The sequence below is a fragment of the Variovorax paradoxus genome, assembly GCA_016806145.1.
Classification (GTDB): Bacteria; Pseudomonadota; Gammaproteobacteria; order Burkholderiales; family Burkholderiaceae_C; genus Variovorax.
In genome coordinates, this window is the sequence record CP063166.1 from 5,989,938 (window position 1) to 6,012,444 (window position 22,507).

At 69.9% G+C, this 22,507-nt stretch carries 16 protein-coding genes; 6 read left to right on the forward strand and 10 right to left on the reverse strand.

The features are described 5' to 3' along the window. Positions 1-17: 17 nt before the first annotated feature. The 3 genes from INQ48_28075 to uvrA all read right to left on the reverse strand — a co-directional run bounded on the left by INQ48_28075 (position 18) and on the right by uvrA (position 8,244). On the reverse strand, positions 18-1,058 hold the full coding sequence (locus INQ48_28075; GenBank protein QRF57120.1) for a histone deacetylase family protein: 1,041 nt from the start codon (positions 1,056-1,058) through the stop codon (positions 18-20). A gap of 43 nt (positions 1,059-1,101) precedes the next feature. Then, on the reverse strand, positions 1,102-2,151 hold the full coding sequence (locus INQ48_28080; GenBank protein QRF57121.1) for an ornithine cyclodeaminase: 1,050 nt from the start codon (positions 2,149-2,151) through the stop codon (positions 1,102-1,104). Positions 2,152-2,448: 297 nt separating this feature from the next. Then, positions 2,449-8,244: an excinuclease ABC subunit UvrA gene (gene uvrA, locus INQ48_28085; protein QRF57122.1), complete on the reverse strand. Its 5,796-nt coding sequence runs from the start codon at positions 8,242-8,244 to the stop codon at positions 2,449-2,451. Between the two features lie 181 nt (positions 8,245-8,425). Between uvrA and INQ48_28090 the strand changes: the two genes are divergently transcribed. Both INQ48_28090 and INQ48_28095 read left to right on the forward strand, forming a co-directional pair. Then, complete coding sequence (locus tag INQ48_28090; protein ID QRF57123.1) at positions 8,426-9,544, forward strand: ABC transporter substrate-binding protein; 1,119 nt, start codon at positions 8,426-8,428, stop codon at positions 9,542-9,544. A gap of 164 nt (positions 9,545-9,708) precedes the next feature. Next, a complete protein-coding gene (locus INQ48_28095; protein ID QRF57124.1) occupies positions 9,709-10,830 on the forward strand; it encodes an ABC transporter substrate-binding protein in 1,122 nt (373 codons plus the stop codon). A 106-nt stretch (positions 10,831-10,936) separates the two neighbouring features. Here the strand turns inward: INQ48_28095 and INQ48_28100 are convergent, their stop codons facing one another. The 5 genes from INQ48_28100 to INQ48_28120 form a co-directional block, all read right to left on the reverse strand. Then, positions 10,937-11,098 carry a hypothetical protein gene (locus INQ48_28100; GenBank protein ID QRF57125.1) on the reverse strand — a complete coding sequence of 54 codons (162 nt, stop codon included), beginning with the start codon at positions 11,096-11,098 and terminating at the stop codon, positions 10,937-10,939. 125 nt (positions 11,099-11,223) lie between these two features. Then, the gene (locus INQ48_28105; GenBank protein ID QRF57126.1) at positions 11,224-12,918 is read right to left on the reverse strand and encodes an MHS family MFS transporter; all 1,695 of its coding nucleotides are present in this window, start codon (positions 12,916-12,918) and stop codon (positions 11,224-11,226) included. A 175-nt stretch (positions 12,919-13,093) separates the two neighbouring features. Further along, the gene (locus tag INQ48_28110; protein ID QRF57127.1) at positions 13,094-13,738 is read right to left on the reverse strand and encodes a 2-hydroxychromene-2-carboxylate isomerase; all 645 of its coding nucleotides are present in this window, start codon (positions 13,736-13,738) and stop codon (positions 13,094-13,096) included. Beyond that, positions 13,735-13,998, reverse strand: coding sequence for a DUF1289 domain-containing protein (locus INQ48_28115; GenBank protein ID QRF57128.1), 264 nt, complete (start codon positions 13,996-13,998; stop codon positions 13,735-13,737). The genes INQ48_28110 and INQ48_28115 overlap by 4 nt, the downstream gene beginning before the upstream one ends. After that, entirely contained in the window at positions 13,995-14,495 is a 501-nt protein-coding gene (locus INQ48_28120) for a YbaK/EbsC family protein (GenBank protein QRF57129.1), read from the reverse strand. Before INQ48_28120 ends, INQ48_28115 begins: the two co-directional genes overlap by 4 nt. Before the next feature lie 428 nt (positions 14,496-14,923). Between INQ48_28120 and nirB the strand changes: the two genes are divergently transcribed. The 4 genes from nirB to INQ48_28140 are packed head-to-tail and all read left to right on the forward strand — an operon-like array spanning position 14,924 to position 20,440. Then, complete coding sequence (gene nirB, locus INQ48_28125) at positions 14,924-17,452, forward strand: nitrite reductase large subunit (protein ID QRF57130.1); 2,529 nt, start codon at positions 14,924-14,926, stop codon at positions 17,450-17,452. 26 nt (positions 17,453-17,478) lie between these two features. Further along, positions 17,479-17,820, forward strand: a complete 342-nt coding sequence (nirD, locus tag INQ48_28130; GenBank protein ID QRF57131.1) for a nitrite reductase small subunit NirD — start codon at positions 17,479-17,481, stop codon at positions 17,818-17,820. Between the two features lie 48 nt (positions 17,821-17,868). Continuing rightward, a complete protein-coding gene (locus tag INQ48_28135) occupies positions 17,869-18,681 on the forward strand; it encodes a formate/nitrite transporter family protein (protein ID QRF57132.1) in 813 nt (270 codons plus the stop codon). Positions 18,682-18,691: 10 nt separating this feature from the next. Further along, entirely contained in the window at positions 18,692-20,440 is a 1,749-nt protein-coding gene (locus INQ48_28140) for a bifunctional protein-serine/threonine kinase/phosphatase (GenBank protein ID QRF57133.1), read from the forward strand. 6 nt (positions 20,441-20,446) lie between these two features. On the opposite strand, the gene INQ48_28145 is transcribed toward INQ48_28140, so the two are convergent. Together INQ48_28145 and INQ48_28150 are read right to left on the reverse strand one after the other, a co-directional pair. Continuing rightward, entirely contained in the window at positions 20,447-21,367 is a 921-nt protein-coding gene (locus INQ48_28145; GenBank protein ID QRF57134.1) for a hydroxymethylglutaryl-CoA lyase, read from the reverse strand. Between the two features lie 145 nt (positions 21,368-21,512). Then, positions 21,513-22,418: a LysR family transcriptional regulator gene (locus INQ48_28150; GenBank protein ID QRF57135.1), complete on the reverse strand. Its 906-nt coding sequence runs from the start codon at positions 22,416-22,418 to the stop codon at positions 21,513-21,515. Positions 22,419-22,507 lie beyond the last annotated feature (89 nt).

Here is a 22,507-nt window from a genome sequence, read left to right on the forward strand (position 1 = left end):
CAAGGCCGCAAGGACATTCAGGCCTGCTCGAAGCCCTCGAGCACGTTCACCGCGTTGACGCCCACCTCGGCCACCGCATAGCCGCCCTCGAACACGAACACCGTCGGCAGGCCCGCGCGCGCGAGGTCCTCGCCCATGCGCAGGTAGTCGTCGCTGCGCAGCCTGAAGCCCGAGATCGGATCGCCCTCGAAGGTGTCGACGCCGAGCGAGACCACGAGCGCGCCGGCCTTCACCTCGGCGATGCGCGCGAGCGCGCTCGTCAGCGCCGCGCGCCAGCCCGCGAAGTCGGTGCCGCGCGGCAGCGGCAGGTTGTGGTTGAAGCCCAGCCCCGCGCCGGCGCCGCGCTCGTCGGCATGGCCGAGGTAGTAGGGATAGTCGGAGACCGGATCGGCATGCAGGCTCGCGAAATGCACGTCGTCGCGCGCATAGAAGATGGCCTGGGTGCCGTTGCCGTGGTGGTAGTCGACGTCGAGCACGGCGACGCGCTCGATGCCCGCGTCGCGCAACGCCTGCGCGGCCACGGCGGCGTTGTTGAGGAAGCAGTAGCCGCCGAAGAAATCGGCGCCCGCATGGTGGCCCGGCGGCCGAGTAAGCGCGAAGGCGGCGCGCTCGCCGCCGACGACGCGCTGCGCGGCGGTGAAGGCGCTGGCCGCGCCGTGGCGCGCGGCGACCCAGCTGCCGGCCGTCAGCGGCGTGCCGGCATCGAAGCCGAACAGTCCCAGGCGCGCGGGAAAGCTCGCGGGCAGCACGTCGGTGCGCATGCCGCGCGTGGGCCAGTACGAGGGCAGCGCGTCGCGTTCGGCATTGGCGGGATCGAGCGCCACCCATTCGTCCCAGGCACCGGCGATGAAGTCGAGGTAGCGCGGCGCATGCACCTTGGCGAGCAGTGCGTCGGGCAGCGCATCGGGCGCGAGCAGCGGGCCGAGCGCGCGGCGCTCGATCTCGGCCTTGACGTGGTCGGCGCGCGCCGGCACCTCGAAGCACGGCACGAGCTCGCCGCGGAACATCTCGACTTTGCCCTGGTGCAGTGCGTGCCGGTCGTTGTAGATGGTGAGCATGGAACGGGGTCGGCGGCGGGCGCCGTGGCTGGACAGCCGCCCATCATGCCGCACGCCGCAGCACGGCCCGGCGCCGGCCCGCGGCCGTGAGCCCGAACAGGTCCTTGGGATCGTCGAGCTCGGGCACCAGCGCGATCTGCCGGCCCACGCCGCGCTCGATGGCGAGCTGGTGGATGTAGCGCAGCGCGGTGTAGTCCTCGAGCGCGAAGCCGACCGAATCGAACACCGTGACCTGGTCCGGCCGCTCGCGGCCCGGCACCTCGCCGAGCAGCACCTTCCAGAGCTCGTGCACGGGGAAGTCGGCCGCCATCTGCTGGATCTCGCCCTCGACGCGGGTCTGCGGCTCGTACTCCACGAACACGCGTGCGCCGCGCAGCACGCCGGGGTCGAGCTCGGTCTTGCCGGGCGAATCGCCGCCGACGGCGTTGATGTGCATGCCCGGTTCGATCATTCCGGGCTCGAGCACCGTCGCATGGCCCTGGTGGGCGGTGACGGTGGTCACGATGTCGGCGCCGCGCACCGCCTCGGCCACCGAATGCGCGCGCACGATCTCCATCGGCGAGCAGGCCGAGAGATGGCGCACCAGCTTGTCGGTGGCATGCGGGTCGATGTCGAACACGCGCACCTCCTCGATGCCCAGCAGCGCATGGAAGGCCAGCGCCTGGAACTCGCTCTGCGAGCCGTTGCCGATCAGCGCGAGGCTGCGCGAACCGGGCCGCGCGAGCGCGCGCGCGGCCATGGCGGAGGTGGCTGCCGTGCGCAATGCGGTGGTGAGGGTGAGCTCGGACAGCAGCACCGGGTAGCCGGTGTCGACCTCGGCGAGCACGCCGAAGGCCATGACGGTGGGCAGCCCGACCGCGGTGTTGTGCGGATGGCCGTTGACGTACTTGAAGGCATAGGCGCCGTCGTCGGCCACCGGCATCAGCTCGATCACGCCGAGGTGCGAATGGCTGGCCACGCGGGCCTTCTTGTCGAACTCGCGCCAGCGCAGGAAGTCGTCGCGCAGCGCGTCGGCCAGGGCCGTGAGGAACTGCGGCACGCCGGTCTCATCGACCAGGCGGACCAGGCTGTGGACATCGATGAAGCGGGTCATGGCAGGACTCCTTGCGAGCCCCGGCCGGCGCCGCACCCGATCCGTTCCACCATGGCGGGTCCAGGATGTGCGCCTGCGCCAAGGGTTCGAAGCCATTCTGCGCCGCGCGCGCGGCCGCGGCGAGGCCCGAGGCCCCGACCGCGTCGAGCGCAGGGGCAAGCCCCCGCGCCCGACGGTTCGGGGCTACCGTCCGGCGTTGGGCGACAGCAAGCGCGAAACACCTTCCACCCGTTCACGCTGAGCCTGTCGAAGCGCCGCGCGAGGCTTCGACAAGCTCAGCCCGACCGGTTCGGGATTTCAGCGCGCCAGCACCGGCGCCAGCGCCACGCCCGTGTGCGTGCCCAGCCGCACCACTTCCTCGGGCGCCGCCGCCGCCACCACGCGGCCGCCGCCGTTGCCGCCCTCGGGCCCGAGGTCGACGATCCAGTCGGCCTCGGCGATCAGGTCGAGGTCGTGCTCGATCACCACCACGCTGTGGCCGCCGTTCACCAGCCGGTGCAGCACGTGGATCAGCTTCTCGACGTCGGCCATGTGCAGGCCCACGGTCGGCTCGTCGAGCACGTAGAGCGTGTGCGGCGCCTTCTGGCCGCGGCGCGTGATGTCGTCGCGCACCTTGCTGAGCTCGGTCACCAGCTTGATCCGCTGCGCCTCGCCGCCCGACAGCGTGGGCGAGGGCTGGCCCAGGGTCAGGTAGCCGAGTCCCACGTCCTTGAGCAGCTGCAGCGGATGGCTGATGTTCGGCATGCTCGCGAAGAACTCGACCGCCTCGTCCACCTCCATCTGCAGCACGTCGCCGATGCTCTTGCCGCGCCAGCTCACGGCCAGCGTCTCGGGGTTGAAGCGCGCGCCGTGGCAGACCTCGCAGGGCACCTTCACGTCGGGCAGGAAGCTCATCTCGATGGTGCGCACGCCCGCGCCGTCGCAGGCCGGGCAGCGGCCCTCGCCGGTGTTGAAGCTGAAGCGCGCCGGGCCGTAGCCGCGCGCCTTGGCCTCGAGGGTGTCGGCGAACAGCTTGCGGATGGTGTCCCAGAAACCGATGTAGGTCGCGGGGCAGCTGCGCGGGGTCTTGCCGATCGGGGTCTGATCGACCTCGAGCACGCGGTCCACGCTCTGGTAGCCCTCGACGCCCTTGCAGCCGGCCCAGGCCGGGCGCTTGCCCGCGGCATCGGCGTCGCGGCCGGCCTTGGTGCTGCGCTGCTGCACCACCGCCTGCACGTTGGCCAGCAGCACGTCGCGCGCGAGCGTGGACTTGCCCGAGCCGCTCACGCCCGTGACCACCACCAGCCGCTGCAGCGGCACGGTGACCGTCACGTCCTGCAGGTTGTGCATGTCGGCGCCGCGCACCGTGAGCCACTGGCCGTTGTCGGGCGCCTTCGGGTCGGGCGAGGGAATGAGCCGGCGCGCCTGCAGCGGATGCTTGATGGCGTCGCGCAGGTAGCGGCCGGTCTGCGACTCGGCCGCCTGCTCGATGTCGGCCACCGCGCCCTGCGCCACCAGGCGACCGCCGCGCTTGCCGGCGCTCGGGCCGATGTCGATGATGTGGTCGGCGCGGCGGATCGTGTCCTCGTCGTGCTCCACCACCACCAGCGTGTTGCCCTTGTCGCCGAGCTTGTGCAGCGCGTCGAGCAGGATGCGGTTGTCGCGCGCATGCAGGCCGATGGTCGGCTCGTCGAGCACGTAGCACACGCCCTGCAGGTTGCTGCCGAGCTGCGCCGCGAGCCGGATGCGCTGCGCCTCGCCGCCGCTGAGCGTGGGCGCGCCGCGGTCGAGCGTGAGATAGCCCAGGCCCACCTCCTCGAGGAATTCGAGGCGGCTCTTGATCTCGGGCACCAGGTCGCGCGCGATCTCGGCCTCGCGGCCCGAGAGCGAGAGGTTCTCGAACCAGGTGCGGATGTCGGTCACGCTCATGCGCGCGAGCTCGGTGATGCCGATGCCGCCCTCGCCCCAGCCCGGCGTGCCGGCATGCGCATGGACCGCGCCGCCACCGAACAGCACCGCGCGCGCGGTCGGATTGAGCCGCGTGCCCTTGCAGGTCGGGCAGGCCACGTCGCCCACGTCCTCGGCGTCGGGCTCGGCGAAGGTCTGCTCGCGTCCCTTCTGGTCGTCGGCCATCACCGAGTCGTCGAAGATCTTGCGCTGTTCCTTGCTGAGCTTGACGCCGGTGCCCACGCAGTCGGGGCACCAGCCGTGCTTGCTGTTGTAGCTGAACAGGCGCGGGTCGAGCTCGGCATAGCTGGTGCTGCAGACCGGGCAGGCGCGCAGGGTCGAGAACACGCTGACGCGGCCGATGCCCGCGGCCGTCACGCCGGCCATCATCGCGGCGCGCAGCCCGTCCATCTCGCTGAGCACGTGCACCACGCCCTTGCCGTGCTCGAGCGCCTTCGTGAGCGCCTCGCGCAGCTGGTTCTCGTTCGTGGGCAGCACGTCGAGGCTGGCCACGGGCAGCTCGATGCTGTGTTCCTTGAAGCGGTCGATGCGCGGGAAACCGGCGGTCGGCAGGAAGTCGCCGTCGACGCGCAGGTGCGTGAAGCCGCGCGGCCGCGCCCAGTCGGCCAGCTCGGTGTAGACGCCCTTGCGGTTGCTCACCAGAGGCGCGAGCAGGCCGATGTGCTGCCCCTTGAAGTTGCGCATCAGCTGCGCCGCGATGCTGTCGGGCGTCTGCGGCTGCACGGCCGCGCCGTCCTTCACGCAGTGCTGCACGCCGAGCTTCACGAACAAGAGGCGCAGGAAATGCCAGACCTCGGTGGTGGTGCCCACCGTGCTCTTGCGGCCGCCGCGCGACAGGCGCTGCTCGATCGCCACCGTCGGCGGAATGCCGTAGACGGCATCGACCTCGGGCCGGCCCGCGGGCTGCACGATGCTGCGCGCATAGGCGTTGAGCGATTCGAGGTAGCGGCGCTGGCCCTCGTTGAACAGGATGTCGAAGGCCAGCGTGGACTTGCCTGACCCGCTCACGCCCGTGACCACGCTGAACTTGCCGCGCGGGATGTTGACGCTGAGGTTCTTGAGGTTGTGCTCGCGCGCGTTCACGATCTCGACCGCGTCGGCGCCCGGCGCCTTCTTGGCCTGCGCGATGTAGCGGCGCGCCGCGCGCTCGGCCACCTTGTAGGCGCCCGGGCCGATCGCGAGCTCGTAGTCGGCCAGCGCGGCGCCCGTGAGCGAGGCGCGGTTCTCGCGCAGTTGCTCGGGCGTGCCCTCGGCCACCACCTGGCCGCCGCCTTCGCCGCCTTCGGGGCCGAGGTCGATGCACCAGTCGCTGGCGCGGATCACGTCGAGGTTGTGCTCGATCACGATCAGCGAATGGCCGGCGTCGAGCAGCTTGCGCAGCGCGCGCATGAGGCGCGCGATGTCGTCGAAGTGCAGGCCGGTGGTGGGCTCGTCGAACAGGAACAGCGTGCCCTTGCGCGCCACCGCCTGCTTGCTCGAGGTCGCGCCCTTGGCGGCCTCGGCCAGGAAGCCCGCGAGCTTGAGGCGCTGCGCCTCGCCGCCCGACAGCGTGGGCACGGGCTGGCCCAGCTTCACGTAGTCGAGGCCCACGTCGGAGATCGGCTGCAGGACGCGCAGCACGTCGCGGTCGGCGTCGAACAATGCGGCCGCCTCGGCCACCGTGAGTTCGAGAATATCGGCCACGTTGTAGCTCTTGCCGTGGCGCTCGATGCGCACCTCGAGGATCTCGGGCCGGTAGCGCTTGCCGTCGCAGTCGGGGCAGCGCAGGTAGACGTCGGAGAGGAACTGCATCTCGACGTGCTCGAAGCCCGAGCCGCCGCAGGTGGGGCAGCGGCCGTCGCCCGAGTTGAAGCTGAACTTGCTCGCGGTGTAGCCGCGCTGGCGCGAGATCGGCGCGGTGGCGAAGATCTCGCGGATCGCGTCCCAGGCGCCGACGTAGCTCGCGGGATTGGAGCGCGCGGTCTTGCCGATCGGCGACTGGTCGACGAACACCACGTCGCCGAGGTGGTCGGCGCCGAGCAGGCGGTCGTGCGCGCCGGGCGCCTCGGTGGCCTTGCCGAAGTGGCGCATCAGCGCGGGCGCGAGCACGTCCTGCACCAGCGTCGACTTGCCCGAGCCGCTGACACCGGTCACGCAGACCAGGCGCGCGAGCGGGAACTCGACGCTGATGTCCTTGAGGTTGTGCTCGCGCACGCCCTCGAGGATGAGCCGGTGCGTGTTCTCGCTGACCAGCCGCTTGAAGCCCATGCCGATCTTCTTGCGCCCGCCCAGGTACTGGCCGGTCAGCGTGTCGGCGTCGCGCAGCGCGTCGGTGCTGCCGTCGAACACGATCTGGCCGCCGCGCGCGCCGGGGCCCGGGCCCATGTCGATCACGCGGTCGGCCGCGAGCATCACGGCGGGATCGTGCTCGACGACCACCAGGGTGTTGCCCGCGTCGCGCAGCCGCAGCATGGCCTCGGTGATGCGGTTCATGTCGCGCGGATGCAGCCCGATGCTGGGCTCGTCGAGCACGAACAGCGTGTTGACCAGCGAGGTGCCGAGGGCGGTCGTGAGGTTGATGCGCTGCACCTCGCCGCCGCTGAGCGTGCGGCTCTGGCGGTCGAGCGTGAGGTAGCCGATGCCGACGTCGTGCAGGTAGCGCAGCCGGGTCGTGATCTCCTCGAACAGCAGCTTGAGCGCCTGGGCCTCGCCGGCAGCGCTCGAACGCTGCGTCTCGCCGGCCGTGGCGGTGCCGCCGGCCGTCATGCGGTCGAACAGCTGGCGCAGCCGCTCGATCGGCAGCAGCATCAGGTCATGCAGGCACAGGCCCGGCAGTGCCTCGAGCTGCGCGCGCGTCCACTTCACGCCGATGGGCATGAAGCGCTTCTCGGGCGGCAGCACCGCGTCGGCGTCTTCCTTGCTGCCGATGCGCCACAAGAGGCTTTCGAGCTTGAGCCGCGCGCCCGCGCAGGTGGGGCACGGCGTGTAGCTGCGGTACTTCGACAAGAGCACGCGGATGTGCATCTTGTAGGCCTTGCTCTCGAGGTAGCCGAAGAAGCGGCGGATGCCGTACCACTGCTTGTTCCAGTTGCCCTCCTTGTAGTTGGGCGTGCCCTCGATCACCCAGTGCTTCTGCTCGGCGGTGAGCTTGTTCCACGGCGTGTCGCGCGGGATGCCGGCGGCCTCGGCATGGCGCATGAGGTCGTCCTGCGCCTCCTTCCAGGCCGGGGTCTGGATGGTCTTGACCGCGCCCGCGCGCAGGGTGAGCTTGTCGTTCGGGATCACGAGGCCGAGGTCGACGCCGATCACGCGGCCGAAGCCGCGGCAGCTGTCGCAGGCGCCGACGGCCGAGTTGAACGAGAACATCGAGGGAATCGGGTCGCCGTAGCGGATGTCGCTCTCGGGGCAGTGCAGGCCGGTGGAGAACTTCCACACGTCCGTCGGCGCGTTCTCCTCGGCGCCGGTCGCATGCACCGTCACGCGCCCGCTGCCGCGCTTGAGCGCGACCTCGATCGCCTCCACCACGCGCGAACGCTCGGCGCTCGAGACGCGGAAGCGGTCGGCCACCACGTCGAGCACCTTGCGCGGACCGGTGGGCGTGGCCACCTCGCGCTCGGCCTGCACGCGCGTGAAGCCGCTGGCCGACAGCCACTGCGTGACCTCGTCGGCCGTGGTGCTCGCGGGCAGCTCGACCGGGAAGGTCACGACCAGCCGCGGATCGCCCGCGGCCGCGGCGCGCTCGACGATCTGCGCATAGATGCTGTCGGGCGAGTCGTGGCGCACCGGCAGCGCGGTCTCGCGGTCGAACAGGTCGGCCGCGCGCGCATAGAGCAGCTTCAGGTGGTCGTTGAGCTCGGTCATCGTGCCGACCGTGGAGCGCGAGGAGCGCACCGGATTGGTCTGGTCGATGGCGATCGCGGGCGGCACGCCCTCGACCTTGTCGACCGCCGGCTTGTCCATGCGGTCGAGGAACTGGCGGGCGTAGGCGGAGAAGGTTTCGACGTAGCGCCGCTGGCCCTCGGCGTACAGGGTGTCGAACACGAGGCTCGACTTGCCCGAGCCGCTGGGCCCGGTGACCACGGTCATCTCGCCGGTGCGGATGTCGAGGTCGAGATTCTGGAGGTTGTGCTGGCGTGCGCCACGGATGCGGATGGAGCCCTGTGTCATGAGTGCCTTGGGGGTGGGGCAAACATTCTAGGGAGTGGTCCATGACGCGCCGGTGCACCCCGCTGTAAGGACGGTGGCCGCGCAGGGGTTTGTCCGAATGGTGGATTTAATACTTTTAGAAACAAATAAGGCGTTGGTTTGCAACGATGGCGACGCCATCGCAACGAAGGGACGAACACACATGACGAAGAAGCACGGCCGCCTGCGCGCGGCACTGATCGCGCTCGGCGCGCTGGTTCTGCTGCCCGCGCAGGCGCAGATCCTGATCGGCCAGACCGCCGGCATGACGGGCCCGGTGGCCGCCAGCGTCAACGAGACCATCGGCGGCGCGCAGCTCGTGATCGATGCCGCCAATGCGCAGGGCGGCGTGCATGGCGAGAAGATCGAGGTGGTCCGGCTCGACGACGGCTTCGACGTCAAGCGCGCGGGCGAGAACGGCCGCGCCCTGATCGAGGACAAGAAGGTGCTCGCGCTCTTCATGAGCCGCGGCACGCCGCATTCGCAAGCCATCATCCCCTGGCTCGACAAGCACGGCGTGGCGCTGATCGGGCCCTCCACCGGCGCAATGGTGCTGCACAAGCCCGTGCAGCGGAACGTGTTCAACGTGCGCGCCACCTACCAGCGCGAGGCCGAGAAGGCGGTGCAGCACCTGTTGACCATCGGCATGGTGCGCATCGCGGTCGTGCACGTGACCGACTCCTTCGGCGCCGATGCGCTCGAGGGCGCGATGACCGGCTTCGGCAAGGCCAAGGCCCAGCCCGCGGCCACCGTGCCGGCCGACCGCGACAAGCCCGACTACGCGGCCATCGTGCCCGCCATCGTCCAGGCCAATGCGCAGGCGGTGCTGTGGATCGGCTCGGGCAGCGCGGTGGTCGATGGCATCAAGGCGCTGCGCGCGGCCGGCTCGGCGGCGCAGGTGGTCACGCTGTCGAACAACGCCTCCTCGGGCTTCATCAAGCAGCTCGGCGACGCCAGCCGCGGCGTGGTGGTCACGCAGGTGTTCCCGAGCGAGCGCTCGATCAGCTATCCGATGGTGAAGGAGGCGATGGCGCTCGCGAAGGCCAAGGGGCAGAACGAACTCTCGCCCGCGGCGCTCGAGGGCTTCGCCTCGGCCAAGGTGCTGGTGGAGGCGCTGCGCCGCGCCGGCCCCAAGCCCACGCGCGCCCGCGTGGTGGCCGCGCTCGACGGCCTGCGCGACTACGACCTCGGCGGCCTCGAGATCAGCTACACGCCGCAGGACCACAGCGGCATCGATTTCGCCGACCTCTCGATCATCAGCGAGGGCCGCTTCAAGCGCTGAAGCGCCGCCTTTCCCTCTCGACGAAGCCGGGCCCAGCGCCCGGCTTTTTGCTTTTGCAAACAACGGTTTGACAGGGTTTGCACGAGGAATCGCATGTCACGTCTAGCTACACATAATTGCATTTGCTGACATGGACACGAATCCCGACGGGAAAGGTTTTGTCGATGAAGAAGAAGAAAAGCATCCCGCGCCTGCGCGCCGCTGCGTTGCTGATCGCGCTCGCGGCGACCGGCGCCTCGGCCCAGATCGTGATCGGCCAGTCGGCCGACCTGTCGGGACCGGTGGCGGCCAGCGTGAAGGAAACGATCATGGGCTCGCAGCTGGTCATCGACCAGGTCAATGCCCAGGGCGGCATCAACGGCGAGCAGATCGAGGTCATCCGCATGGACGACGGCCTCGATGCCAAGCGCTCGCTCGAGAACTCGCGCATCCTGATCGAGGACAAGAAGGTGGTCGCGCTGCTGCTCAACCGCGGCACGCCCAACACGCTCGCGGTGATCCCGCTGCTCGACAAGCATGGCGTGCCGCTGGTCGGCCCCTCGACCGGCGCGATGGCGCTGCACAAGCCGGTGCAGAAGAACATCTTCAACGTGCGTTCCACCTACCAGCGCGAGGCCGAGAAGGCGGTGGTGCACCTGCAGACCACGGGCATCCAGCGCATCGCGGTGGTGCAGGCCGACGACTCCTTCGGCAAGGACGGGCTCGAGGGCGCGAACCGCGGCTTCGAGAAGGCCAACCTCAAGCCGGTGGTGATCGCGCTGGCCGACCGCAACAAGCCCGACTTCGCGGCCATCGTGCCGAAGCTCGTCGAGGCCAATGCGCAGGCCGTGCTGTGGATCGGCTCGGGCACCTCGGTGTCCGACGGCGTGAAGGCGCTGCGCGCCGCGGGCTCGGCCGCGCAGGTGGTCACGCTGTCGAACAACGCGGCCTCGGGCTTCATCAAGGACCTCGGCAGCGCGAGCCGCGGCGTGATCGTCACGCAGGTGTTCCCCTACGAGCGCTCGTTCGGCAATCCGCTGATCAAGGAGGCCCTGGCGCTCGCCAAGGCCAAGGGGCAGGAGGAGCTGTCGCCCGCGCTGCTCGAAGGCTTCGTGGCGACCAAGGTGCTGGTGGAGGCGCTGCGCCGCACCGGGCCGAAGCCCACGCGCGCGCGGCTGCTGGCCACGCTCAATGCCTTCCAGTACGACCCGGGTGGCGGGCTCGACATCTCGTTCTCGCCGACCGATCACACGGGCATCGAATACGTCGACCTCTCCATAGTGAGCGACGGCCGCTTCAAGCGATGAGAGCCCCCCGGCTTTTCACGCCGCTGCGCGGCGTGTAACTCCACCCCCCGAGGGGGAGGCGCGGCCGCCTTGGGGCGGCCCGGCGGCGGCCGCAGGGCATCGCGGCTTACTTCGGCGCGCTCGCGGCCGCGGCCGGTGCGGCAGGCGCCGGCTCGTGCACTTCCACGCCGTGCTTCTCGCCCGACATGTCGACCTTGTCGCCGGCCTTCGAGATCACGTACAGCGCGATGGCCGCGAAGATGGCGAAGCCGACTGCGATTTTCCACATGGGTTCTGTCTCCTGAGAGGGGTAGTGCTGGGTTCAAGAAAAAGGCCTCATGCCGAGGGTCGGCATGAAGCCTCTTTGTTGAACGGAGGGCGCGCGGCGCCCTCCTCTCATCGGCGCCGTGGCGCTCAGTCGTGGGCGTAGATGTCCACGTCCTTCGTTTCGCGGATGAACAGCGTGCCGATCACCAGCGTGATGCCCGCGATGATGATCGGGTACCAGAGGCCGTTGTACATGTTGCCGGTGGAGGCCACGATGGCGAAGGCGGTGGTCGGCAGCAGGCCGCCGAACCAGCCGTTGCCGATGTGGTACGGCAGGCTCATCGAGGTGTAGCGGATGCGCGTGGGGAACAGCTCGACCAGCATCGCGGCGATGGGCCCGTAGACCATGGTCACCAGCAGCACCAGCCAGAACAGCAGCAGCACCGTCAGCAGCTTGTTCATCTTCGCGGGGTCGGCCTTGGCCGGGTAGCCAGCGATCTTCAGGTCCTCGGCCACGCCCTTCTTGAAGGCGGCGATCTCCTTGGCGGAGGTCTCGTCGAACTTGAGGTTCACGACGTTGCCGATCGGTGCTTCCACCGTCTTGTCGCCGATCTTCACGATGGCCTTCGAACCCGGCGCACCGGCCACGTTCTCATAGCTCACCGAGTTCTGCACCAGGTAGCGCTTGGCGATGTCGCAGGAGCTGCGGAAGTCGATCTCGCGTGCCACGGGGTTGCCCTGGAACGAGCAGGTCGCGGGGTCGGCGGTCACGGTCACGCCGGCCGTGGCCTGGGCGCGGGCGAGGTCGGGGTTGGCGGCCTCGGTCAGCATCTTGAAGACCGGGAAGTAGGTCACCACGGCCAGCAGGCAGCCGGCCATGATGATCGGCTTGCGGCCGATCTTGTCCGACAGCGTGCCGAAGACCACGAAGAACGGGGTGCCGAGCAGCAGCGCGGCGGCGATCATCAGGTTGGCGGTGGTCGCATCGACCTTGAGCTGCGCGGTCAGGAAGAAGAGCGCGTAGAACTGGCCCGAGTACCAGACCACGGCCTGGCCGGCGGTCAGGCCCACGAGCGCCAGGATCACGATCTTCAGGTTCTTCCACTCGCCGAAGGATTCGGCCAGCGGCGCCTTCGAGGTCTTGCCCTCGGCCTTCATGCGCTGGAACGCGGGCGATTCCGACAGCGACAGGCGGATCCACACCGAGATGCCCAGCAGCAGGATCGAGACCAGGAACGGAATGCGCCAGCCCCAGTCGTTGAACACCGCTTCGCCCAGGCCTTCGCGCACGCCCAGGATCACGATCAGGCTCAGGAACAGGCCGAGCGTGGCCGTGGTCTGGATCCACGAGGTGTAGGCACCGCGCTTGCCGTGCGGCGCGTGCTCGGCCACGTAGGTGGCGGCACCGCCGTACTCGCCGCCGAGCGCCAGGCCCTGCAGCATGCGCAGCGCGATCAGGATCACCGGCGCCGCGACGCCGATGGTCGCGTAGCTGGGCAGCAGGCCGACGATGAAGGTCGACAGGCCCATGATCAGGATCGTGACCAGGAAGGTGTACTTGCGCCCGATCATGTCGCCGAGCCGGCCGAACACGATGGCGCCGAACGGACGCACCAGGAAGCCGGCCGCGAAGGCCAGCAGCGCGAAGATGAAGGCCGCGCCCGCATCGAGGCCGCTGAAGAACTGCTTCGCGATGATCGCCGCGAGCGAACCGTAGAGGTAGAAGTCGTACCACTCGAACACGGTTCCCAGCGAAGAAGCGAAGATGACCTTCTTCTCCTCCGCCGACATGGGCCGGGGGGCCGGATGCGGCACTCCCCGTGAATCTAGTGTGGCTGCCATTGATCGTCTCCTGTGTATGCGTTCATGCGGCGCCCGAATTCGGGACCGTGGGGCATTCTTGGAGGCGCGACTGACCCGAGCCTTTCGCGAAACTGAACGGGCGCTTACGGATTAAGGTGAAACCCTCGACGCACGTTTCAGCCTGTAAGAAATGCAGCCTGGCGGCCGACGACGCTCAGTTTTTGCTGCTGCGCAGCAGGGCCGGACGCTGGTCTGTATCGGCCCATTGCGGGCCGTCGAACCAGGCATCGCCCGCGAGGTAGGCGCGCAGCATCGCGAGGCCGTCGAAGCCCCAGAACAGCCGGCCGTCGACCGCATAGGCCGGCGTGCCGAACACGCCGAGCGCGATCGCGTCCGCGGTGTTGCGCTGGAGCAGGGCCTTGCTCTCGTCGCTGCCGGCATCGCGACGCGGTTGCAGTTGCGCGGTGAGCGCGGCCAGCCGCGCGGGATCGGCCGCCTCGAGGCCGCCGCGCCAGACGTGGCGAAAGACGGTCTCGGCCACCAGCCGGCTCACGCGGCCGTCGTCGCAGGTGGAGAGCGCGAGCCGCAGGTGCGCGAGCGGGTTGTAGGGGTGCGAGGCCGGCATCGCGATCTCGATGCCGTGCTGGTGGCCCAGCCACAGCACGTGGCGGTAGGTCCAGCCGCGCTTGGCGGGAATCTCGGCCGGCCCGAGCTGGCCGTGCGCCTTGAGCACCGCGCCCAGCAGCACCGGCCGGTAGTCCACGCTGTAGCTCAGGCCCTCGAGCGCCTGCGGCAGCTGCTCGAACGCGAGGTAGGCATAGGGCGAGATGAAGTCCAGGTAGAAGTCGATGTGCTTCATGCGTCGATGTCTCCGATGGCCGGCGCCCGCCAGATGCCGGCCCGGGCCCGCCACTCTATCGCGCGCCAGACCTGCCGCCGCTCCTCGTCCTCCATGCGGCTCCAGCCCGCGATCTCGGGGATGGTGCGCAGGCAGCCCTCGCAGAAGCCGCTGAGCCGGTCCATGCGGCACACCGAGCTGCAGGGCGAGGGCACCGGCTCGGCCCGCTCGCGCAAGTCGGCGGCGCGATCGGCCAGGGCCTGCGCTTCGGCGACGTTCACGCCGCGGCCACCACCACGTCGGCCACCGGCGCGCCCGTGAGCGTCTCGAGGTCGTGCGGGCGCAGCTGGAACACCGCATGCGGATGGCCCGCGGCGGCCCAGATCTCCTCGAAGCGGAACAGCTCGCGGTCGATCAGCACCACGGGCTTCGTGACATGGCCCACGGGCGATACGCCGCCGATGGTGAAGCCGGTGCGCGCCTTCACGAAGTCGGCGTCGGCGCGGCCGGTCTTGCCGACGATCGCGTCGACCTTCTTCTCGTCGACGCGCTTGTCGCCCGAGGTGATGACCAGCACCGCGACCTCGTCGCTCTTGCGCCGGAAGATGATGCTCTTGGCGATCTGGCCGACCGCGATGCCGAGCGCGTCGGCCGCCTGCTGCGCGGTGCGGCAGGCGTCGTCGAGCATGCGCGGCGCATGCGGATGGCCGGCGTCCTGGAGCACGCGCGCGACGCGCTGGACACCGTCGGGAAGGGAATGGAGTTCGGAGCCGCACATGGCTTGGGTCTTCGGAGGTTCGTGGGGGCGTGCGCCCCGCGTTGCAGGCTCCCGAGCATACGAAAAAGCCTCGGGCCCGGCGCCACGGCCGCGCGGCCACCCTTTCTGGCACCGCACCAATGCGGACAGCGCCGCACCGCCGCCGCGCCGCTTTCGGTGCGATTGCGGTGCGCGCACGGGCCCCGACCGGTCTTTTTCGGCGGCATGGATATTGCTCGACCCCAACGCGGACCTCCCGGCCTGGGTGGGTCCGCAGTGCCTCCGCTAACGACGGCGGGGTTCGAGCGAGCCGATGGCGATGAGCCGCCGGATTCGTTTGTCCATCCGATTATTCGCATCCGTTCCGTCGCGGAGGCCTCCTGCCGCTGTCCCTCCGACAGCCCTGGTGGCCTGCCTCCGAGGACCGGCTGCCCCCGCAGGACCTCACCATGAAAATCGCAGTCATCGGCCACGGCATGGTCGGCCACAAGTTCCTCGAGCAGCTCCACGCGCTCGGCATTCCCGGCGCGGAAGTCACCGTCCTGTGCGAGGAGCCCCGGCCGGCCTACGACCGGGTGCACCTGTCCGAATTCTTCGCGGGCAAGACGGCCGACGACCTCTCGCTGGTCGAGCCCGGCTTCTTCGAGCGCAGCGGCTTCACGCTGCGCCTCGCGGCGCGCGCGGTGGCCGTCGAGCGGCGCAACAACACCGTCACCACGGCCGACGGCGAAGTCGTGGCCTACGACAAGCTCGTGCTGGCCACCGGCTCCTTCCCCTTCGTGCCCGCGGTGCCCGGACGCGACCGGCCCCACTGCTTCGTCTACCGCACCATCGAGGACCTCGAGGCGATGAAGGAATGCGGCGCGCGCTCGCGCAGCGGCGTGGTGGTGGGCGGCGGCCTGCTCGGCCTCGAATGCGCGAAGGCGCTGCGCGACATGGGCCTCGAGACCCACGTGGTGGAGTTCGCGCCGCGACTCATGGCGGTGCAGGTCGACGAGGGCGGCGGCCGCGCGCTGCGCGAGAGCATCGAGGCGCTGGGCCTGCACGTGCACACCGGCCGCAACACGGTGGAGATCGTCGACGGCGCCGCCGCGCGCCACCGCATGGTGTTCGCCGACGGCAGCTACCTCGAGACCGACATGATCGTGTTCTCGGCCGGCATCCGCCCGCGCGACGAGCTCGCGCGCCAGTGCCTGCTGGCCGTGGGCCCGCGCGGCGGCGTGGCGGTCGACGACCACTGCCGCACCAGCGACCGCGACGTCTACGCGATCGGCGAATGCGCCTCGTGGAACGAGCAGACCTTCGGCCTGGTCGCGCCCGGCTACGACATGGCGCGCGTGGCGGCGCGCCACATCGCGGGCGAGCAGGAAGCCGCCTTCACCGGCGCCGACATGAGCACCAAGCTCAAGCTGATGGGCGTGGACGTGGCGAGCATCGGCGACGCGCACGGCAGGACGCCGAAGTCGCGCGCCTACCAGTTCATCGACGAGCGCAAGAAGGTCTACAAGAAGATCGTCGTCAGCGAGGACGGCAAGCTGCTGCTCGGCGCGGTGCTGGTGGGCGACGCCGCCGAATACGGCACCCTGCTGCAGATGGCGCTCAACGGCATCGCACTGCCCGAGGATCCCGAGTTCCTGATCCTGCCCTCGAGCGACGGCAAGGCGAAGCCGGGCCTGGGCGTCGAGGCCCTGCCCGACAGCGCGCAGATCTGCTCGTGCAACGACGTCAGCAAGGGCCAGATCTGCGAGGCCGTGGGCCAGGGCGCCTGCACCCCGGCCGCGATGAAGGCCTGCACCAAGGCCGGCGCCACCTGCGGCGGCTGCGTGCCGCTGGTCACGCAGGTCATGAAGATGGAGATGGCCAGGCGCGGCATGGCCGTCAACAACCACCTCTGCGAGCACTTCCCCTATTCGCGCCAGGAGCTCTACCACCTGATCCGCGTGGGCGAGATCCGCAGCTTCGCCGACCTGCTCGCCAGGCACGGCAAGGGCCTGGGCTGCGACATCTGCAAGCCCGTGGCCGCGAGCATCTTCGCCTCGTGCTGGAACGAGTTCGTGCTCAAGAAGGACTTGGCCGCGCTGCAGGACAGCAACGACTACTTCCTCGGCAACATCCAGAAGGACGGCACCTATTCGGTGGTGCCGCGCATGCCGGGCGGCGAGGTCACGCCCGACGGGCTGATCGCGGTCGGCCAGGTGGCGAAGAAGTACGGCCTCTACACCAAGATCACCGGCGGCGCGCGCGTGGACATGTTCGGCGCGCGCGTCGAGCAGCTGCCCGCGATCTGGGAGGAACTGATCGCGGCCGGCTTCGAGTCGGGCCATGCCTACGGCAAGTCGCTGCGCACGGTGAAGAGCTGCGTCGGCTCGACCTGGTGCCGCTACGGCGTGGACGACAGCGTGGGCCTCGCGGTCGAGCTCGAGAACCGCTACAAGGGCCTGCGCGCGCCGCACAAGATCAAGTTCGGCGTCTCGGGCTGCACGCGCGAATGCGCCGAGGCGCAGGGCAAGGACGTGGGCGTGATCGCCACCGACAAGGGCTGGAACCTCTACGTCTGCGGCAACGGCGGCATGAAGCCGCGCCATGCCGAGCTGCTCGCGAGCGACCTGTCGAAGGCCGAGCTGATCCGGCTGATCGACCGCTTCCTGATGTTCTACGTGCGCACCGCCGACCGGCTGCAGCGCACCAGCACCTGGCGCGAGAGTCTCGAGGGCGGCCTCGACTACCTCAAGGGCGTGCTGCTGCAGGACACGCTGGGCCTCAACGCCGAGCTCGAGACCCAGATGCAGGCCGTGGTCGACACCTACCAGTGCGAGTGGAAGACCGCCGTCAACGACCCGGCCACGCGCCAGCGCTTCCGCTCCTTCGTCAACAGCGACAAGCCCGACGAGCACATCGTGTTCGTGAGCGAGCGCGGCCAGAAGCGGCCCGCGCGCGCCGAGGAACGCAGCGAGGCCGCCGACGTCTCGATGGCCTGAAGCACGACCACCCAAGAGGAAGCCCCATGACCCAGCAAGACCTGCACTGGACCGCCGTGTGCGCGGCCACCGACATCCTGCCCGACACCGGCGTGTGCGCGCTGGTCGAGGGCGTGCACGTGGCGATCTTCCGCGTCGGCCAGGAGGCCACGCTCTACGCCATCGACAACGTCGACCCGAAGGCCGGCGCCAGCGTGCTCTCGCGCGGGCTGGTCGGCAGCCTCGGCGACCGCATCGTGGTCGCCTCGCCGCTCTACAAGAACCACTTCGACCTGCGCAGCGGCGAATGCCTCGAGGCGCCCGAGCACTCGGTGCGCGCGCATGCGGTGCGCGAGCACGAGGGTCGCGTGCTCGTCGCGCTGGCCTGAGCCGCGCTCCCCCCTTCCCCGGCATTCCATTTCTTCCCAAGGATCCCCATGGCCTACCTAGCCCCCGCCGAGTTCGTCACCAAGATGGTCGATGCCGGCGAATCCAAGCTGCTGATGTCCACGCGCGACACGCTGATCCGCTCGTTCATGGCGGGCGCCATCCTCGCGCTGGCGGCGGCCTTCGCGGTCAGCATCACGGTCAACACCGGCAATGCGCTGGTCGGCGCGATGCTGTTCCCGGTCGGTTTCATCATGCTGTACCTGCTGGGCTTCGACCTGCTGACCGGCGTCTTCACCCTGGCGCCGCTCGCGGTGCTCGACAAGCGCCCCGGCGCCACCTGGGGCGGCGTGATGCGCAACTGGGGCCTGGTGTTCGTCGGCAACTTCGCGGGCGCGCTCACGGTCGCGGTGTTCATGGCGATCATCTTCACCTTCGGCTTCAGCGAGGCGCCCAACGCCATCGGCGAGCGGCTCGGCCACATCGGCGAGGGCCGCACGCTCGGCTATTCCACGCACGGCGCGGCCGGCATGCTGACGCTGTTCATCCGCGGCGTGATGTGCAACTGGATGGTGTCGACCGGCGTGGTCGCGGCCATGATGTCGACCACCGTCTCGGGCAAGGCGATCGGCATGTGGATGCCCGTGATGATCTTCTTCTACATGGGCTTCGAACATTCGATCGTCAACATGTTCCTGTTCCCCACCGGCCTGATGCTCGGCGGCAAGTTCACGCTGATGGACTACCTGATCTGGAACGAACTGCCCACGGTGATCGGCAACCTGGTCGGCGGCCTGAGCTTCGTCGGCCTCACGCTCTACGCCACGCACTACAAGACGGCGCCCAAGCGCGTCGCGGGCTGATCGCGCCTCCATGGCCGCCGGGCGCCAGGCGCCGCGCGTCACGCTGGGCCAGCACTCGCTGGCGGGCGTCGGGTCGGCGGTCAACCAGGACTTCCATGGCGCGATGCTGCCCGAGGGCGCGCAGCGCGCCGCCAAGGGCATCGCGCTCGCGCTGGCCGACGGCATCGGCTCGAGCCGCGTGAGCCAGGTCGCGAGCGCGGCCGCCGTGCGCGGCTTCCTCGAGGACTACTACGCCACCTCCGACGCCTGGTCGGTGCGCCGCGCGGCGCAGCGCGTGCTGGGCGCCACCAACTCCTGGCTGCATGCGCAGACCATGCGCAGCGACGCGCGCTTCGACAAGGACAGCGGCTACGTCTGCACCTTCAGCGCGCTGATCCTCAAGGGCCGCGAGCTGCACCTGCTGCACGTGGGCGATGCGCGCATCTACCGCGTGCACGCGAGCGCGCTCGAGCAGCTCACCGACGACCACCGCGTGCATGTCTCGTCGGTGGAGTCGTACCTGGGCCGCGCGCTGGGCGCGGGCCCCAACGTCGAGATCGACTACCGCTGCTGGGAGGCCGAGGCCGGCGAGGTCTACCTGCTGGCCACCGACGGCGCGCATGCGCACCTCGATGCCGCCGCCGTGAACGACGCACTGGTGCGCTGCGCCGGCGATCTCGACGCGGCCGCGCTGCGCCTGGTGCAGATCGCCCGCGCGCGCGGCAGCCAGGACGATGCCACCGTGCAGCTGCTGCGCATCGACGAACTGCCCGCGCCCGATGCGCCGGCGCCGGCGCTCGAGCGCGAAGGGCTCGCACTGCCGCCGGTGCTCGCGCCGCGCGACCGCTTCGAGGGCTTCACGCTGGTGCGCGAGATCCACCTGAGTTCGCGCAGCCACGTCTACCTCGCCACCGACGACGCCAGCGGCCGCCCGGCGGTGCTGAAGCTGCCCTCGGTGGACCTGCGCGAGGACGCTGCCTATCTCGACCGCTTCGTGCTCGAGGAATGGGTGGCGCGGCGCATCGACAGCCCGCACGTGCTCAAGGCCTGGCCGCTGGAACGTGCGCGCGGCCACCTGTTCGTGGCGATGGAATACGTGGAGGGCCAGACGCTCGCGCAGTGGATGGTCGACCACCCGCGGCCCTCGCTCGACAGCGTGCGTGCCATCGTCGCGCAGCTCGCGCGCGGCCTGCAGGCGATGCACGGCAAGGAGATGCTGCACCAGGACCTGCGGCCCGAGAACGCGATGATCGACCGCGCGGGCACGGTCAAGCTGATCGACCTGGGCGCCACCCACGTGGCCGGGCTCGACGATGGCGGCGGCGAGCCGCGCGCGCTCGCGATCGAGGGCACGCCGCAGTACACCGCGCCCGAGTACTTCACGGGCCAGGGCGGCACGGCGCGCTCCGACCTGTTCTCGCTGGCCGTGATCGCCTACCGCATGCTGAGCGGGCAACTGCCCTACGGACTGCAGGCGTCGCGCATCCGCACGCAGGCCGATGTCAACCGCCTGCGCTACGTGCCGCTGCGCCAGTTCCGGCCCGAGCTGCCGGCCTGGGTCGACGCGGTGCTGCACAAGGCGCTGCATCCGCAGCCCGCGAAGCGGCAGCAGGCGGTGTCGGAGTTCGCGCACGACCTGCAGTCACCCGGCGCCGAGTTCCTGCGCGCGCGAGCGCCGGCGCTGATCGAGCGCCGGCCGGTGCTGTTCTGGCAATGCACCACGGTGCTGCTGGCCCTGGCGGTGGTGGTGCTGCTGGGTCTGCGCGCCTTCGGGCGCTGACGGCGCTCAGCCCGCGCGCTTGGTGCGGATCGCCTTCGAGGCGCGCGAGTTCGGCTCGCGGCCCAGCGCTTCGCTGATGTAGACGCCGGCGTCGATCAGCTTGTCGAGGTCGATGCCGGTCTCGATGCCCATGCCGTGCAGCATGTAGACCACGTCCTCGGTCGCCACGTTGCCGGTCGCGCCCTTGGCATAGGGGCAGCCGCCGAGGCCGGCCGAGGACGACTGGAAGTTCCACACGCCCAGCTCGAGCGCCGCCAGCGTGTTGACCAGCGCCTGCCCGTAGGTGTCGTGGAAGTGGCCCGAGATGGCGTCGACGCCGAAGTGGGCCAGCGTGGCCTCCATCGCCGCCTGCACCTTGCGCGGCGTGCCCACGCCGATGGTGTCGGCCACGTCGACGCGCTGCACGCCGATGCCCTTCATCAGCTGCGCGAGGTAGCCGACCTTGGCCGGGGCGATCTCGCCTTCGTAGGGGCAGCCGACGGTGCACGACATCGCGCCGCGCACGCGGATGCCCTTGTCGAGCGCCGCGGCCACCACGGGCGCGAAGCGCTCGATGCTCTCGGCGATCGAGCAGTTGATGTTCTTCTGGCTGAAGGCCTCGCTGGCGGCGCCGAACACCACGATCTCGTCGGGCCATTCCTCGCGCGGCGCGGCGATGGCGGCCTCGAAGCCCTTGAGGTTGGGTGTGAGCACCGAGTAGCGCACGCCGGGCTTGCGCTTTATGCCGTGCATCACCTCGGCGTTGTCGGCCATCTGCGGCACCCACTTCGGGCTCACGAAGCTGGTGACCTCGATCTCCTCGAGGCCGGCGTCCTGCAGCCGGTGCACCAGGCCGATCTTGGTCTCGGCCGAAACCGGCTGCTTCTCGTTCTGCAGCCCGTCGCGCGGGCCGACGTCGACGATCTGGACGCGGGTGGGGAGTTTCATGGCTTGTCTCTGGTGTCGCGGGAGGATGGAACAGCGGAATCCATTGTCCGGCAGATGGGCCCGGCCTGCCTGGTACACAAGGCGCGGAAGGTAGCAATGCGCGCCAGAGCGGTTGCAAATGGTGCCAGCCTCCTTCGCATCGGGACTAGCCGTCGCTGCGCTCGAGCATGCTGGTGCGGAACGCCATCTTGCGCACGATGGCCGCGAAGGCGCGCGTGGGCGCCGCCTCGCGCGCCTTCGGTGCCCACAGCATGCCGGGCGTGCGCACCGGCGTCGGGCTCTCGAGCCGCACGGTCGCGAGCCCCGAGTTCGGCAGCACCGCATTGGCCGAGACGATGGCCGCGAGCCGCGTCTTCGCCACCAGGCCCATGATCGGCGCCAGCGTGTTGATCTCGGCCACCACCTGCGGCTCGGCGCCGCAGGAGCGGAAGCACTCGTCGAGCATCTGCCGCGTGGCGAAGCTCGCGGGCAGCAGCGCCATCGGCAGGCGGTGCAGCTCGACCATGCGCAGGCGCTTGCGCCGCGCCAGCGGATGGTCGTGCGCCACCACCAGCACCATCTCCTCGTTGTAGAGCGGCTCGAACTGCAGCGGCCCGGGCTGGGCCGGCCGGTAGGCGATGCCGAGGTCGAGCGTGCCCTGCTGCAGCCGCTGGCCGATCAGGTCGGCCGCGAGTTCGTCGACGATCACGCGCACGCGCGGATAGCGCTGCTGGAAGCCCGCGATGCAGTCGGGAATGAAGCCGAGGTTGAAGGTGTGGGTCGAGCCGATGCGCAGCTCGCCGGCCGCCTCCTGCGGGTCCTCGCGCAGCGCGCCGAGGCCGCGGTCGATCTCCTGCAGCGCGCGCGTGGCGTGGTGCAGGAAGGCCTCGCCGGCCTCGGTCAGCGCCACGCGCTTGCCGATGCGGTCGAACAGCGGCCGGCCCAGCTCCTCCTCGAGCTGCTTGATCTGGTGCGACAGCGTGGACTGCGTGACGTGCAGCCGCTCGGCCGCGCGCGTGAAGTTGAGCGAGCCGGCCAGGGCGCTGAAGTAGCGCAGGTGCCGCAGTTCCATGGAGGCCTTCCGTTGCGTCGAACGATCGATGCCATCGATGGTATCCATGCAAAACCATCATTGTTAAAAAACGGGCCGCCTGCATAGAG

Excerpts from the sequence above, each read along its gene's own strand:
- INQ48_28110 (QRF57127.1), bottom strand. The coding sequence starts at position 13,738 with ATGAAGCACATCGACTTCTACCTGGACTTCATCTCGCCCTATGCCTAC.
- INQ48_28150 (QRF57135.1), bottom strand. The coding sequence starts at position 22,418 with ATGGAACTGCGGCACCTGCGCTACTTCAGCGCCCTGGCCGGCTCGCTC.
- INQ48_28120 (QRF57129.1), bottom strand. The coding sequence starts at position 14,495 with ATGTGCGGCTCCGAACTCCATTCCCTTCCCGACGGTGTCCAGCGCGTC.
- uvrA (QRF57122.1), bottom strand. The coding sequence starts at position 8,244 with ATGACACAGGGCTCCATCCGCATCCGTGGCGCACGCCAGCACAACCTC.
- INQ48_28080 (QRF57121.1), bottom strand. The coding sequence starts at position 2,151 with ATGACCCGCTTCATCGATGTCCACAGCCTGGTCCGCCTGGTCGATGAG.
- nirB (QRF57130.1), top strand. The coding sequence starts at position 14,924 with ATGAAAATCGCAGTCATCGGCCACGGCATGGTCGGCCACAAGTTCCTC.
- INQ48_28100 (QRF57125.1), bottom strand. The coding sequence starts at position 11,098 with ATGTGGAAAATCGCAGTCGGCTTCGCCATCTTCGCGGCCATCGCGCTG.
- INQ48_28145 (QRF57134.1), bottom strand. The coding sequence starts at position 21,367 with ATGAAACTCCCCACCCGCGTCCAGATCGTCGACGTCGGCCCGCGCGAC.
- INQ48_28090 (QRF57123.1), top strand. The coding sequence starts at position 8,426 with ATGACGAAGAAGCACGGCCGCCTGCGCGCGGCACTGATCGCGCTCGGC.
- INQ48_28140 (QRF57133.1), top strand. The coding sequence starts at position 18,692 with ATGGCCGCCGGGCGCCAGGCGCCGCGCGTCACGCTGGGCCAGCACTCG.
- nirD (QRF57131.1), top strand. The coding sequence starts at position 17,479 with ATGACCCAGCAAGACCTGCACTGGACCGCCGTGTGCGCGGCCACCGAC.
- INQ48_28095 (QRF57124.1), top strand. The coding sequence starts at position 9,709 with ATGAAGAAGAAGAAAAGCATCCCGCGCCTGCGCGCCGCTGCGTTGCTG.
- INQ48_28075 (QRF57120.1), bottom strand. The coding sequence starts at position 1,058 with ATGCTCACCATCTACAACGACCGGCACGCACTGCACCAGGGCAAAGTC.
- INQ48_28105 (QRF57126.1), bottom strand. The coding sequence starts at position 12,918 with ATGGCAGCCACACTAGATTCACGGGGAGTGCCGCATCCGGCCCCCCGG.
- INQ48_28135 (QRF57132.1), top strand. The coding sequence starts at position 17,869 with ATGGCCTACCTAGCCCCCGCCGAGTTCGTCACCAAGATGGTCGATGCC.